Raw genomic sequence first — 14,714 nt, forward strand, 5'->3', positions numbered from 1 at the left:
GCCATAAATTTTATCCTCTAGTTTTTTCATCATTAAATAAGAGCCAAATCAAGTATATAGAACAATTCCTCAAAGCTAATATTAGTCAAGATAAACAATGGTAATTTTAGTTGTCATAATTAACACCCTGATTTCACTGATACTACTCTATGTGGCTTGGCGGGTATGGCAACTTAAGCAGCAGCTAGCATACATAGCAGATAGGTTAACCGCCTATGAAAGTTGTACCAATGCAGCATTGAATCAAGCACCCGAAAATATTTATCTCAGCCAAGAGAATATTTATAACTTACGCCAGAGAAATCAAGCGCTACAAATACAAATTCAACAAGTGCGGCAAATTATCAGTCTACTTTTGCTAGGACGGCAAATCTGGCAGCGTTATTTTCTGAAGCTAGAGTTATCTGGGAAAAGAACAGTTGCAAAATGAGTTATCTCAACAGATGAACATTTATGATTAGGGCTGACGGGGGTACATAGAGAGAAGTCCGTAGTAAGATCCCATAGGGTGTATTGGCTTGTGGCGTAGGCATAGCCCGCCGCAGGCATCGCTTCCCCTTTCCATAACCTAATCTTAAACAAGCTAGCCATACCGGATACGGAACTACGCAAGATATAACATAAAGAAACGCCCGCCAGAAGGCTTACCGGAGGTATCAAAACTTTGAGAGATACAGGTAGTTTTAAATTACAAGTAATTAATAGTTTTGATATTAATTAATAAAAGCAACATTTCTGGGTGATATTTTGTCACCATAAATTAACTGAATAAAATCGGTTGAGTCTTGCAAGGGGAGAAAACCCACCTAAAATGGGTGTAAGGAGAGAAACAACAAGATGTCTAATAACCGTTCTGGAGTATTTTTTGGCGGTTTGATGCTAGGAGCTACCATCGGTGCTTTAACCGGTTTACTTGTGGCTCCACGCACAGGGCGCGAAACGCGTAAAATTTTGAAAAAATCTGCCAATGCTATCCCAGAATTGGCAGAAGATTTATCAATGAGTGTGCAAATTCAGGCAGATCGTCTCTCTGCTAGCGCATTACGAAACTGGGATGGCACTTTAGATAGATTACGGGAAGCGATCGCAGCAGGTGTAGATGCCAGTCAGCGAGAAAGCCAAGTCTTGAAGCGACAAACATCTGTTGAAGACTCAGATTCACTTTCCCAGCAATTAGAACGCTCATAAATGACACAACCGTGATTGAACCCCTGTTTTGGTTGGGACTTTCCTTACTTTTAGTCGCCACAAGCTTGACTGCGGTTTTAGTGGCGGCAATACCGGCTTTGCAGGAGTTAGCACGCGCGGCTCGCAGTGCAGAAAAGCTATTTGATACTCTCTCACGGGAGTTACCACCCACTCTAGAAGCTATCCGCGTGACTGGCTTAGAAATTACTGACTTAACTGATGACGTTAGCGAAGGCGTAAAAAGTGCTAGTCAGGTTGTGAAACAAGTCGATCAAAGTCTTGATACTGCAAGAAAACAGGCTCAAAATCTACAAGTAGGTACGCGCAGCATCTTTATTGGCGCGAAAGCTGCTTGGAGAAACTTCACGCGCCAAAAACCCGTAAGGCGGACGAGCGATCGCTTGCCAAGCAATGAAAAACCTCCACTAACGTTGCGAGAACGAGAAGTGCTGAGGCAAGAAAATCGCCGAATCAAAGCACAAGTGTACCGCGCTAATGACGGTTACAACGACGCTACTAGCTGGGAAAACAATTTCGATGACGAAGATTGAATTAGGGCATTGGGCATTTCTCTTCATCTCCCTCACTCCCCCACTCCCCGGTACAGACGCAATTAATCGTGTCTCTCCACACTCCCCAAAAACCTTTTGCTTTGATCCCCTAGATTAGAGTAAAGTAAACAAGTGTAAAGGACTATCATTTTTCTAGTACTCTTTTAAAACAACTTGTTCGCTTTTACCGTTAATATTTGTATAAAAACGTCCATGCAATCTTGTTTTTGGCGACGAATTCTAGTATCTATTGCAATATTTTTCCTGGCTGGGTCAATGTGGGTGATGCATTCTCCCCCAGCACTGGCTTATGACAATCCTGAGTTACTCCCTGACACCTTTACCCCAGTTGTAGATTTAGCTAAATCTCTGCCTGTGCTGCAAGAAGAAAAGCTTGTCAAAGATTTAGAGCAGTTTGAAGCCGACACGGGCTGGAAATTGCGAGTATTGACCCAGTATGACCGCACCCCAGGTCGCGCGGTTATAAAATATTGGGGTTTGGATGACAAAAGCATTCTGCTCGTTGCTGATTCTCGTGGTGGTAACATCCTCAGTTTTAGTGTCGGTGATGCTGTTTATAAACTTTTACCCCGAACTTTTTGGATAGAACTGCAAACCCGTTTCGGTAATTTGTACTTTGTCCGAGAAGAAGGCGAAGACCAAGCAATTCTGCAAGCCTTAGAATCGGTTAAAGGCTGTTTGCTTAAAGGGGGTTGCAATGTTGTCCCCGGACTGCCACGAGAGCAATGGATTCTTACCTTGATTACCTCAGTTATTGGTGGGGTGATTTGTGGATTTGCAGCTCAACCCCGCGAGAAAGGACAAGTTTTTGCTTGGCAATGGGCTTTAATTTTCTCACCTTTGTGGGGAATCTTGTTTATTGCCTTCGGCATTGGACCAGTTGTGACACGTACAAGCGACTGGTTGCCTTTAGTTCGCAATATCTCTGGGTTTCTCATTGGTGTCTTGGTTGCCTACCTATCTCCTATTTTCAGTCGGACTTCTTCGAGTAATGAGTTATGAGTGAGTAGTTAGGAGTGAGTAGTTTAATTAACTTATAACTCCTAACTCCTAACTGTTAACTCTCTGAAGCTGATAAGCTGAAAGCTAATATTTGAGAAGCTCAACAAAAATGGAATGGCACGTAACTGATGCTCAAAGTTTAGCAATCATTGATAGTGAAATTGGCGATCATGTCTTTTCACCCGCAGAGTATGAGATTGTGCGTCGGGTAATCTACGCCACGGCTGACTTTGAGTATAAGTCTTTGATTCGCTTTTCTGAGCGTGCCTTGCAAGCTGGAGCAGCAGCACTAGCCGCACGTACCACAATTGTGGTAGATGTGCCGATGGTACAAGTAGGTATTGCCTATGACATTCAAAACACCTTTGCTAATCCAGTGTATTGCAGTATGGAAGCTCTAACACGCCCTCAAAAAGAAAAAACTCGCGCAGCATGGGGAATAGAAACTTTAGCAAAGCGTTATCCAGAGGGCATTTTTGTAGTGGGTCAAGCGCAAACGGCACTGACTGCACTCGTGGATTTAATTGAAGTTGAGGAAATTAGACCTGCTTTAATAATCGCAACTCCAGTAAGATTTGTAAATATTGATGAAGCTAAGAAGCGTTTACAAGACTCTCTAGTGCCTCACATTACAATTGACAGTCGCAAAGGTAATGCAGTTGTAGCAGCTGCGATCGTTGATGGATTGGTAGACTTAGCTTGGCAAGCCTATGGACAAGATAGAAATCGGGGGAGCTAGAAAAGTCGGCTCTATCATACCCTTGATGCCAAATAGTATTTAAAAGGACTGACATATCCTGATATTATATTTTTGTTAAGTAGTGCCTATAAAGGAGCCTTTTGTTGTGGTAATTCGAGGTTTCAGGTTAAGCGCATATCTTGCAATTCCCGTGGTATTAGGTCTTTTGGTTGAGCGAGAAAGAATAAAAGTATATTTAGTTGAAAACATTCCTCAGATATTCACTAACAAACAAAGTATCCTATCTAGCCATCAGCTAATCAGCAGTAGGGCAACTCCGAAAACATACTATGTTAGTGGTACTGGAAATGACAAAAATAGCGGACTCTCTAGTTCATCCGCCTTTAAAACAATTCAAAGGGCAGCAAATCTGACTAACCCTGGCGATACGGTATTGATTATGAACGGAGTGTACAGGAATGCAAAACCAGGTGGGGACGTAGTATCTATTACTCGCTCTGGAACAGCAAATGCATGGATTAAGTTTAAAGCATATCCTGGACATCGGCCGAAAATTCAACACAATGGATGGCATGGAATTTTGATTCGCAAGGGAGCGTCATATATTGAGATAAATGGGTTGGAGGTGATAGGAAACAATGCCAACATAACCCTTGATTATGCGATGAGTCAAAAAACTAATAAACAAAACCCACTAACGAATGGAAACTGCATTAATGTAGATGGCCGAAAAGATGGTCGTAGTCACCATATACGTATTGTCAATAACAAGGTACATGGGTGTGGAGGAGTAGGCATTTCCGCGATTGAATCGGATTATGTGACAATAGATAATAATGAAGTGTTCGATAATGCCTGGTACAGCGTTTATGGTTGCAGTGGCATTTCGATTTTGAATAGTTGGAATTCTGACAACAAGCGGGGATACAAGATGCTTGTTACTAACAACAAAACCTACAACAATCGCATGTACATCCCTTGGATTGCAGTCGGAAAGATTACAGACGGTAATGGCATTATTATTGATAGTACAAGAAACGATCAGAATAACTCAGAATTGGATGCATATAAAGGATATACTTTAGTTAAAAATAATCTTGCATTTAATAATGGGGGATCGGGTATTCATGCATTTTTAAGCGAGCATGTTGATATTGTAAATAATACAGCTGTTTTAAATAATCAAAGTCCAGAACTTAATGGCGGACAAATATTTGCTCATACGTCATCTGACGTCAAAATTTTAAGAAACATTCTCTATGCTTTTCCTGGGAAAAATATTAATAATAAGACTAAAAATAAAAACGTTATTTATGATTATAATATCTACATCAATAGTTCTAAAATAAATGTTAAGGGGCCTCACGATATTGTTGCAGACTCACAATTTTTAAGCAAGTATCCCACTCTAGAAAAAATATCTGGCGATTGGAAATCGCGGTTAGATAAACAAAATCCGCCAACACGGTCTTATGTAGAACCTGAGTCGACAGGTTTTGCCTGTGGGGGAGTGACTTATCGTTTGCAAGGGAAACTCATCAAAGTAGGATGCTCTCGTTAATAAGAAGGCTGGAGAGATTTATCCCAAATCCAAATGCTCGAACGTTTTGGACGACTCTCAAGAAGTTTTACGGTTGAGAGCAAACTGCCGAAATACAGCAGATTGCAACTTTGTGAGGTACAGATTATCGTAAGGGCACAACATTGTTCATTGGTGTCAACTTAACGCCAAACCCGCTTGGTGAAAACATTTTGCCCTCACCCCCAGCCCCTCTCTCAAGAGAGAGGGGAGCTAGACATTCAATTCCCCTTCTCCCTTGGGAGAAGGGGTTAGGGGATGAGGGCGTGAGGGATTTGCAAAACGCCTGTCTGATATAGTTTTCGGCTTAAGTTGACACGTATGAACATTGTTGTGCCCCTACCCGTGTACTTCATTTACCTGAAAAACGCTGTATTTGCGATATTCGGCTCTTAATTAATAAACGACTCGCACCCTGGGTAAATTCAGGGTGTGAGTCTATCTATTGTACGTTTCTGAAAGAGAAACCTATACTTCTTCAATCCTCTACTCTACGACGCTGCCGACGCGGCTTTTGTTGCTGGTCTTCACGCAGGCGACGACCGACTTCGTTAAAGAAATCTCGCCGTAGATAAGGATAATCGCTAACCCACAAATCGCGATTGGGAAAGTATATATCGCTGAATTCTTCAATGCTGCTCAAATCTGGGCGATTTGACATCACTACCATTTCTGCAATTTGACCGCGAGTAATAACTTTGTGGGCAGGACGCAATGGTGCTACAAACTCAATGCTAAATCCTGTATCATCACCTATCTCTAAATTTATCTGTTTTTCTCGATTTTCTACAATCACCAATTCGCCTTTGTTATTGACTGTTTCGGTTTTACCCATCAATTGGTCTGTAATCCACCAATCTAGGACTCGACCACGGAAAAAGCCGCCGTACTTGTAACGGCGGCATTGTAAATTCCGCATACTTGCTTGAAACACTGGATACCACAACCAAAAAAAAGCGCTAATTACCCCTAGTACAAATACTATTGAAGCAAACTCAAGCTTGAAAATAACTGTTACAAGCAAAATAACAACTACCGCAACTACAGAAATTAACAGCCGTTGCAAAAAATTTGAGAACTTCCCCCAGTAGTACTTGTACTGCAAACCAGTGGCAATTAGGGGGACAACTTGTTCAAATTTCTGGCGAGTCAGTGGTACTAACATGAGTCCTAAGTAATGAATGCCCAATAGTGAGTTTAAAGTATCTTTTCTAATCCATATACTAGCGACTTTAGCGTTAAGACTTTGCGAATCGCTAGTAGCACTCCTGGCATATAACAAGCGCGATCGCTCGTATCATGTCGTAAAGTATAAATCTGTCCTGCTGCGCCAAAAATAACTTCCTGATGAGCAATCAATCCTGGCAAGCGCACGCTATGAATTCTAATCCCTTCATCTGCTATACTACCCCTCGCTCCTGCTAATTTTTCCGTTTCTTCTACAAGAGCAGCGTTAAAAGTTTTACCGAATTCTCCTAATAACTGCGCCGTTTGAATGGCAGTACCACTGGGAGCATCAGCTTTTTGGTTGTGATGCAGTTCGATAATTTCCACATGGTCAAAATATTTAGAAGCTGCGATCGCAGCTTGTTGCAATAGCACCATGCCAATGGAAAAATTAGGAATAATTAGACAACCAGTGCTAGCTTTGTCGGCAAAGTCTGCCAAGTCTTGAATTTGTTCTGGACTTAACCCAGTAGTGCCAACTACTGGACGAATACCGTAAGCGATCGCACTGCGAATATTGTCATAAACTGAATCGGGATGGGTAAAGTCTACAATTACCCCTGGAGGAGACTGTCTGTCGCCAGCCACATACCCCAACATCGGTTCTAATTGATTGGTAATCGGCACTTCCAGAGGCTCGCTTAAACCCGCTAACTCTCCGGCGTCTTTATCTTGATGTTCTAAACTGTAGTCAATTGCACCCACTAGGTTTAAGTCAGGCGCTTGTGCCACCGCCTTAACCACCTCACGGCCCATTTTGCCAGCAGCACCGTTGACAATAACCGGGATAGGAGCTTGATTCGTCATAGGTCGAGAAATACTTTTTGAGTCAACAAGGGAATTGTAAAGACTTTCGCGCTCTAGTAGCTAGCTTCTCAAATTGGCTTCATTGCGACTACCCGGATTTGTGCAGCTAATCGCTTAGTTCTTCTATTCCCCAAAAGAGCGGTTCTGATTTTCATCCCATTATTTTAGCCAGTAACCTGTTTTATTTTTCGATCGTCGTGCCTTGATAAGTAGTCCTTATAAAAGCTATCAACCTTTATTTGTCAAGTCTAGTTGACTGTTTGTAATATTGTTGTTATATTTATTTACATAACTTAGCAAAGCCCGAAAGTAAGCTGCATAGCTAAAATTGCAACTTGTCTATTACCTATATAGTTTTGGTTACATTGGGTTTCAGCTAAGAAAAACAGACTTCGGTATTGCAATATCCCATCGACATTTGGACTTCTCCCATCTACCTCGGCTATCAAGTCGGGGTTTTTTATCGGGAAAGGCAGGAGTTAGGAGGCAGGAGGCAGGAGGGAAACTGACTAGACTATTAACTTTGGCTATTTTTTGGGAATTTTCCAAAAAATTATTTGTGCTAGTTTTTGCTTGTATGAAAGTGCTTGTAACAGGCAATTTTACGCCAAAAGACAAAACACAGATTTTGCATGAAGTTCTATGAGCTAAAGGATACAGAGTCAACAGCCTAGTCTGAATCCCCTTCTTAATAAAACCTCCTGCCTTTTGCCTTCTGCTTCCTACCTCCTTCAAGTTCTCGATTATTTTCTTATTTCTTTAACTTTTTTATTGATTCTAAATTCTTCTTCAAGGAAACTTCCGCTCTCGCACTTCTACAGCATAATCTTGCACGGCTTTGGTAATCGTCTCCCGCAAATTTGTGTAAACTTTGGCGAATGGTGGATGTTTCTGGGCAAGTCCGAGGACATCTGAAGTAACTAAAACTTGTCCATCGCAATGAATTCCTGCACCGATACCAATTGTGGGAATAGTCAATTTTTGTGAAATCTGCATTGCTAAATCTGCGGGTATATGCTCTAACACTAGAGAAAATACACCTGCTTGTTCAAGAGCGATCGCTTCAAGTAAAATCCTCTCACTGGCTTCTTGGGTCTTTCCTTGTTGTCGCAAACCCAGTTGATGTATCGATTGCGGTGTCAAACCCACATGACCCATTACCGGAATTCCAGCTTCTACCAAACGAGCCACAGTTTCAGCGATCGCTGGATAGCCACCTTCTAATTTTACCGCTTGAGCGCCCGTTTCCTTTAGTACCCGCCCAGCTGAGTGCATCGCTTGTTGGAGACTTTCTTGATACGTCAAAAAAGGTAAATCTACAACTACTAATGCCCGTTTAACCCCACGGCGCACAGCTTTAGCGTGATATATAATTTCATCCAAAGTAATTGGCAGTGTTGTTTCATACCCTAAAACGACTGCCATAGAGTCACCCACGAGGATTAAGTCTACACCAGCTGCATCGAGGAGTTGAGCGATCGCATAATCCCAGGCGGTCAACGCGACAATTGAACGTCCCTGTTGTTTCCATTGAATTAATTGCTGGGTAGTGATTGCCATTGCCAATTTTAGATTTTGGATTTTGGATTTTGGATTTTTTGTCCTTTGTCGTTAGTCATTTGCTAAGGACAAAAGACAAAGGACAAATGACTAATCATTTAACAGCGCGACTGAAAGCAATATGGGGTTTTGCACTGTCCGTTTTGGGCATTAACCAAGCTAGACCTTCACTAGTGCCAATCCATAATTTATTGCCGATGTCAGGTGCAAGGGTAATAACTCGACTAGAAGGAAGTCCAGCAACTTCTGTGTCTAATACAGCTCCTGTATTTGGATTTAATCGTAACAAACCATTATTAGTCCCGACCCAGACACTACCATCTTTCGCAAAACGTACTGCTGTCACGTCACGCCCGCGCAAGCGAGTTACAGACCGCAACACTGCACCAGTCTTTGGGTTAATAACTAGCAAATTATTCGGCATTCCCGCCCAAATTAACCCTTCTGGACTAATAGCTAAAGCTTGTACAGTTGTCCCTGGCAAATCGGCTATTCGCTTCATAATCGCAGCACTAGCAGTATTTACTCGCACCAATCCATCAAGAGTACCAACCCACAATTGACCTTCAGCATCTAAAGTCAGGGCGTTGGCGCTGACACCAGGCAGATTTTTTAATGTTGTCATAATCAAGCCTTGGTCGGGACTAATCAGAGCTAAACCGCTATCGGTTCCAGTCCACAAATAACCCCGTTTGTCAAGTAATAGTGACAACACCCGTTTAGAAGGCAAAAATAAATTTTGTGCAGTGATTTCGTTAGTGCGGGGGTCAACTCGAACTAGTCCTTCATAACTTCCTACCCACAAACGTCCTACTTTGTCTTGGGCTAAAGCACCAATGGCAACATTCGGTAAGCTAACACGAGAAATAATCTTGCCGGTTTTAGGATCAATCCGCGATAGTCCGCGCCAAGAACCTACCCAAAGATTGCCTGTAACATCTCCCAGTAAGTTACCAACACGATAATCAGTTTTTGGCGAATTTTCTTCAACTCCCCGCTCATCGGGCAAAGGTTCTACTCGCGGTGGCGGTGGGGAAAGTGGGTAAGCGGGGGTTACATCAGATGAATTAATGTCAGGGGTTTTTTGTGCCCATCCCATATTTGGCAAAGCTATCAACCCCAGAAAGATAAAAGTAATCAATAAACTAGTACGCTTGTAAAACAATACCACGGTGACATTTCCTTTGGAGACAGTACCCATAGCATTTACCTAAACTGGCTTTGGGTTAATTTCAGTGTTCCCCTAGCTAGGATTTTTTAAACATTGAAGATTGGGATTGGGGACTGGGGAATAGGAAATAAATATTTAGGAATACTTTCTCATTAGCCAATACCCAATACCCAGTCCCCAATACCCACTCACCATTAATGACATTTTGTAAAGCTTTTGTAACAAAAAGTTTAAATTTTTATGTAATAACAAAATTAAATAGATAAGTTAAAAACTTTCAAAGAATAACTTATCGAATTATTGATATATTGTGAAACAAGTTACAAATTACGTGGTGTGCAATTCTTTTATCTTTTGCTTACTACTCTGCTAAATCTCTGTCAAGTAAATTCTTTTCTGGTATCTTTTCCATCAAAGGGTAAAGATATAAGGAGTGTAAAGGCGGGAATGTGTGCCAGCCAGCCCAATCCCCTGAATACCTTGATTTATGGGGGATTTATCTAAATGCTGCCCACAAAAGGCGGAAGTTTTGGTGAAATTGAGAAGGTTTAGTTGGGTGCGAAAAAGAGGTAAAAAAGAATTTTGATTTTTAGCAAGAGGGAACAGTAGAAGCGTTAGGTCGTGTACCCCTAGAAGGGGAGAACACTGGTGAGGAGGGTTACCACCGCTACCAAAGTGTCCGCCGCAAAAAAACTGCTAACCTCTGCCAAAGGCAACTCCTAACAAAAAATTTTCCCGATCTTCCCCTCGCTCAAGGGGGGTAAGAGCGGGGTAAGGGGAAGTTGCACGAAACGTGATTTGATAAGTAAAAAGAGTGATTTCAGGGAAGGATAAAATATGTCTTACGCTCAAACGAAGACTCAGAGCAAATCTGGGTATCAAGCCGGGGTTAAAGATTACAGACTAACTTATTACACACCCGATTACACACCAAAAGATACCGATCTTCTAGCTGCGTTCCGCATGACACCTCAGCCTGGTGTTCCTCCCGAAGAAGCAGGTGCGGCTGTAGCGGCTGAGTCTTCCACAGGTACTTGGACAACTGTGTGGACAGATTTGCTCACCGACCTCGATCGCTACAAAGGTCGTTGCTACGACATCGAACCAGTTCGAGGCGAAGACAACCAGTACATCTGCTACGTTGCCTATCCTTTGGACTTGTTTGAAGAAGGCTCTGTAACCAACGTATTGACCTCAATTGTTGGTAACGTATTTGGTTTCAAAGCTCTGCGGGCACTGCGTCTAGAAGACATCCGCTTTCCAGTAGCTTACATTAAGACCTTCCAAGGACCTCCCCACGGTATCCAAGTTGAGCGCGACAAGTTAAACAAATACGGTCGTCCTTTGCTGGGTTGTACAATTAAGCCCAAATTGGGTCTTTCCGCTAAGAACTACGGACGCGCTGTATATGAGTGCTTGCGCGGTGGTTTGGACTTCACCAAAGACGACGAAAACATCAACTCCGCACCATTCCAAAGATGGCGCGATCGCTTCTTGTTCGTTTCTGAAGCTATCAACAAATCCCAAGCAGAAACCGGTGAAATTAAAGGTCACTACCTCAACGTTACCGCCCCCACCTGTGAACAAATGTTGCAACGGGCTGAGTTCGCTAAAGAACTCAAACAGCCCATCATTATGCATGACTACCTCACCGCAGGCTTCACCGCCAACACTACATTGGCTCGTTGGTGCCGCGACAACGGTATATTGCTGCACATTCACCGTGCTATGCACGCTGTAATTGACCGTCAAAAGAACCACGGTATCCACTTCCGTGTATTGGCTAAAGCCCTACGTTTGTCTGGTGGTGACCACATCCACACCGGCACTGTGGTTGGTAAGTTGGAAGGCGAACGCGGTATTACAATGGGCTTCGTTGACCTGTTGCGTGAAAACTACATTGAGCAAGACAAGTCTCGTGGTATTTACTTTACCCAAGACTGGGCTTCTCTACCTGGTGTAATGGCAGTTGCTTCTGGTGGTATCCACGTATGGCATATGCCCGCGCTGGTAGAAATCTTTGGTGATGACTCTGTACTACAATTCGGTGGTGGTACTTTGGGTCACCCTTGGGGTAACGCTCCTGGTGCAACCGCTAACCGCGTCGCCTTGGAAGCTGTTATTCAAGCTCGTAACGAAGGCCGCAACTTGGCTCGTGAAGGTAACGATATCATCCGCGAAGCTGCCAAGTGGTCTCCTGAACTGGCTGCTGCTTGCGAACTGTGGAAAGAAATCAAGTTCGAGTTTGAAGCAATGGATACCGTCTGATCAAAAGTTAGGAGTTAGAAGTTAGGAGTTAAGAGTTACATTAATTCATAACTCATAACTCATAACTCATAACTCATAACTGTTGACGGCTGGGGTCAAGCATGAATTTTAAGCAAATTGCGAAGGACACAGCCAAGACTCTCCAAAGCTACCTGACTTATCAGGCTCTAAGGACAGTACTGGCACAGCTAGGTGAAACAAATCCGCCATTAGAACTTTGGCTGCATAATTTTTCTGCTGGCAAAATTCAGAATGGTGAATCATACATTGAGCAGCTGTTGCGAGAAAAACCAGATTTGGCATTGCGAATCATGACTGTTAGGGAACACATTGCTGAAGAAATTGCAGAATTTTTACCAGAAATGGTTCGCACTGGCATTCAGCAAGCCAACATGGAACAGCGTCGCCAGCATTTAGAACGCATTACACGATTAGACACATCTAACCCCAGTCTGCAACCAGAACAGCAAGCAACTTCAGATCCAAATTTGGATAACTTATCCAATTAGTTCAGTCAACCTAGTAGTAAAAAATCGCAACCCATTATCAAAAGCTATGCAAACTTTACCAAAAGAGCGTCGTTACGAAACCCTTTCTTATCTACCCCCTCTGTCTGACGCTCAAATTGCCAAGCAGATCCAGTACATTTTGAATCAAGGTTACATTCCAGCGATCGAGTTTAACGAAACTTCTGAGCCAACAGAATTATATTGGACACTGTGGAAACTACCTTTGTTCAATGCTAGATCTACTCAAGAAGTACTGAGTGAAGTTCAAGGATGCCGTTCTCAATTTAACAACAGCTATATCCGTGTTGTGGGTTTTGACAACATCAAGCAGTGCCAAATTCTCAGCTTTATTGTTCACAAACCCAACAGATACTAAGCTTAGTTCGTTGAAATTAATCATGGGATAGTTCAAGTAATTTGTCTATCCCTGTTAAGAGAGGTAGAATTATCTGCCTCTCTTGTTTTATAGGTGTTACGCAACTTTGACCTTCGTAATCAGAAAACTCATCATGAAGGTCAAATTTTGCTTTCCACTATCAGCTGAACTGGAAAACTTTATTGGGGTTTACATCTATAGCAACAGCCAAAGTGATTAGGACATCAACAGATGATAAAACTGAGACACAAAAAGACTTTTCACCCAGTCCCCAGTCCCCTGCTATAACAGCTTTTATCTAATGTATTATCCGATGCGTCCCGGTTGGTGGGAGAATAAAGACGAGAAATGATGCAAGCCTTGTGTTATCTCCAGCCCAAAGGAATCTGTATAAATGTGGAAACGAATTGTATTAATTTTGCTACTGGTGTTGAGCTTCAGTCTGAGTAGTTCTGATATAGCGGCTGCGGCTGGACTCAAAAGCTTTGTAGACAGTAGTGATGGCTATCAGTTTTTATATCCTAACGGCTGGCTGCCAGTTAAAGTTGCCAATGGGCCAGATGTGGTTTTCCACGATTTGATTGAGGTGTCTGAAAATGTTTCGGTTGTGATTAGCCCAGTTCCAGAAGGCAAAACTTTGTCAGAGTTGGGAACTCCAACAGAAGTAGGATACAAATTAGGAAAAGCGGCTCTCGCGCCTCCTGACTCTGGTCGTTCGGCTGAATTAGTCAATGCCGCACAGCGAGAAGTAGACGGTAAAACATACTACCTTTTAGAGTATGAGGTTAAACTCCCCAATCAACAGCAACGACACAACATCGCTAGCGTTGCTGTGAGTCGTGGTAAACTTTTTACCTTCAACGCCTCAATTCCTGAAAAACGTTGGCAGAAAGTCAAACGAATGATTGATGAGGTTGTCAATTCTTTCTCAGTTTATTAATTGGGGAATGGGGAGAAATAAATTCAAAATTCAAAATTCAAAATTCAAAAAAAAGACTGGGGCAGAAGGGGAACAAGGGAAATAACCAATGCCCAATGCCCCATTCCCAATTACTAAGTTTGTCAGATCATGAAAATTCCACCTTTTGTACTTGCCTCAGCTTCCCCAGCCCGACGCCGCTTGCTGCAAACTGTTGGTATTGAACCGATAGTTCAACCTAGTGACTTTGATGAGTCGCAAATTGAACTAAGTGAACCAGCAGAATTGGTCAAAACTCTTGCTCAGTACAAGGCGGAAACTGTAGCCCCACAGTTTGAATCAGCTTTGATTATGGGTTGTGATTCAGTTTTGTCCATCAATGATGAAATTTACGGCAAACCAGCAGACTTTTCTGAAGCGATCGCTCGTTGGCAGATAATGCAAGATAACTTTGGCGACTTGTATACAGGTCACGCCTTAATTGACCATGACCAAAACCGTACTTTAGTCAAGTCTCAAGTCACAAGAGTTTACTTTGCTCAAATGAGCGATCGCGACATCAAAGCCTATGTTGCCACAGGTGAACCTCTCAAGTGTGCTGGTGCCTTTGCAATTGAGGGTTTTGGTAGTTTCTTCGTAGAAAAAATTGAAGGCTGTCACAGCAATGTAATTGGACTCAGCTTACCTTTGCTGCGGCACATGCTAGGGGAATTGGGATACGATGTCACTGATTTCTGGCAATAGTCATTTGTCATTTGTCATTTGTCATTTGTCATTTGTCATTTGTCATTTGTCATTTGTCATTTGTCATTTGTCATTTGTCATTTGTCATTTGT

The 14,714-nt window shown here is 42.5% G+C and carries 15 protein-coding genes; 11 read left to right on the top strand and 4 right to left on the bottom strand.

Annotated features, from left to right (window positions below; genetic code table 11):
- The first annotated feature begins 97 nt into the window (after nt 1-97).
- The 6 genes from V7K41_RS08350 to V7K41_RS08375 all read left to right on the top strand — a co-directional run bounded on the left by V7K41_RS08350 (nt 98) and on the right by V7K41_RS08375 (nt 5,023).
- Nucleotides 98-430, top strand: coding sequence for a hypothetical protein (locus tag V7K41_RS08350; protein ID WP_334847168.1), 333 nt, complete (start codon nt 98-100; stop codon nt 428-430).
- Between the two features lie 407 nt (nt 431-837).
- On the top strand, nt 838-1,188 hold the full coding sequence (locus V7K41_RS08355) for a YtxH domain-containing protein (RefSeq protein ID WP_334847170.1): 351 nt from the start codon (nt 838-840) through the stop codon (nt 1,186-1,188).
- Between the two features lie 11 nt (nt 1,189-1,199).
- A complete protein-coding gene (locus tag V7K41_RS08360) occupies nt 1,200-1,739 on the top strand; it encodes a DUF948 domain-containing protein (protein WP_334847172.1) in 540 nt (179 codons plus the stop codon).
- A gap of 213 nt (nt 1,740-1,952) precedes the next feature.
- Nucleotides 1,953-2,762 carry a TPM domain-containing protein gene (locus V7K41_RS08365; RefSeq protein WP_334847174.1) on the top strand — a complete coding sequence of 270 codons (810 nt, stop codon included), beginning with the start codon at nt 1,953-1,955 and terminating at the stop codon, nt 2,760-2,762.
- A gap of 109 nt (nt 2,763-2,871) precedes the next feature.
- Entirely contained in the window at nt 2,872-3,501 is a 630-nt protein-coding gene (locus V7K41_RS08370) for a precorrin-8X methylmutase (protein ID WP_334847175.1), read from the top strand.
- Nucleotides 3,502-3,607: 106 nt separating this feature from the next.
- Nucleotides 3,608-5,023 carry a right-handed parallel beta-helix repeat-containing protein gene (locus V7K41_RS08375; RefSeq protein WP_334847177.1) on the top strand — a complete coding sequence of 472 codons (1,416 nt, stop codon included), beginning with the start codon at nt 3,608-3,610 and terminating at the stop codon, nt 5,021-5,023.
- A 496-nt stretch (nt 5,024-5,519) separates the two neighbouring features.
- Here the strand turns inward: V7K41_RS08375 and V7K41_RS08380 are convergent, their stop codons facing one another.
- The 4 genes from V7K41_RS08380 to V7K41_RS08395 form a co-directional block, all read right to left on the bottom strand.
- Complete coding sequence (locus tag V7K41_RS08380) at nt 5,520-6,206, bottom strand: phosphate ABC transporter permease (RefSeq protein WP_334847179.1); 687 nt, start codon at nt 6,204-6,206, stop codon at nt 5,520-5,522.
- A 32-nt stretch (nt 6,207-6,238) separates the two neighbouring features.
- Entirely contained in the window at nt 6,239-7,075 is an 837-nt protein-coding gene (dapB, locus tag V7K41_RS08385; RefSeq protein WP_334847181.1) for a 4-hydroxy-tetrahydrodipicolinate reductase, read from the bottom strand.
- A gap of 789 nt (nt 7,076-7,864) precedes the next feature.
- Nucleotides 7,865-8,635: a 3-methyl-2-oxobutanoate hydroxymethyltransferase gene (panB, locus tag V7K41_RS08390; protein ID WP_334847182.1), complete on the bottom strand. Its 771-nt coding sequence runs from the start codon at nt 8,633-8,635 to the stop codon at nt 7,865-7,867.
- Nucleotides 8,636-8,729: 94 nt separating this feature from the next.
- Nucleotides 8,730-9,836, bottom strand: coding sequence for a ligand-binding sensor domain-containing protein (locus tag V7K41_RS08395; protein ID WP_334847184.1), 1,107 nt, complete (start codon nt 9,834-9,836; stop codon nt 8,730-8,732).
- 807 nt (nt 9,837-10,643) lie between these two features.
- Here V7K41_RS08395 and V7K41_RS08400 point away from each other — a divergent pair.
- The 5 genes from V7K41_RS08400 (at nt 10,644) to V7K41_RS08420 (ending at nt 14,622) form a co-directional block, all read left to right on the top strand.
- A complete protein-coding gene (locus tag V7K41_RS08400; protein WP_334847186.1) occupies nt 10,644-12,074 on the top strand; it encodes a form I ribulose bisphosphate carboxylase large subunit in 1,431 nt (476 codons plus the stop codon).
- 101 nt (nt 12,075-12,175) lie between these two features.
- The gene (rcbX, locus tag V7K41_RS08405; RefSeq protein ID WP_334847188.1) at nt 12,176-12,583 is read left to right on the top strand and encodes a RuBisCO chaperone RbcX; all 408 of its coding nucleotides are present in this window, start codon (nt 12,176-12,178) and stop codon (nt 12,581-12,583) included.
- 46 nt (nt 12,584-12,629) lie between these two features.
- Nucleotides 12,630-12,959: a ribulose bisphosphate carboxylase small subunit gene (locus V7K41_RS08410; RefSeq protein ID WP_334847190.1), complete on the top strand. Its 330-nt coding sequence runs from the start codon at nt 12,630-12,632 to the stop codon at nt 12,957-12,959.
- 394 nt (nt 12,960-13,353) lie between these two features.
- Nucleotides 13,354-13,899 (top strand): photosystem II reaction center PsbP, encoded by a 546-nt coding sequence (psbP, locus tag V7K41_RS08415; protein ID WP_334847192.1) that lies wholly within the window; start codon nt 13,354-13,356, stop codon nt 13,897-13,899.
- Between the two features lie 129 nt (nt 13,900-14,028).
- Complete coding sequence (locus tag V7K41_RS08420; protein ID WP_334847194.1) at nt 14,029-14,622, top strand: Maf family protein; 594 nt, start codon at nt 14,029-14,031, stop codon at nt 14,620-14,622.
- The last annotated feature ends 92 nt before the right edge of the window (nt 14,623-14,714 follow it).

The organism is Nostoc sp., assembly GCF_036917415.1.
Taxonomy (GTDB): domain Bacteria; phylum Cyanobacteriota; class Cyanobacteriia; order Cyanobacteriales; family Nostocaceae; genus Nostoc.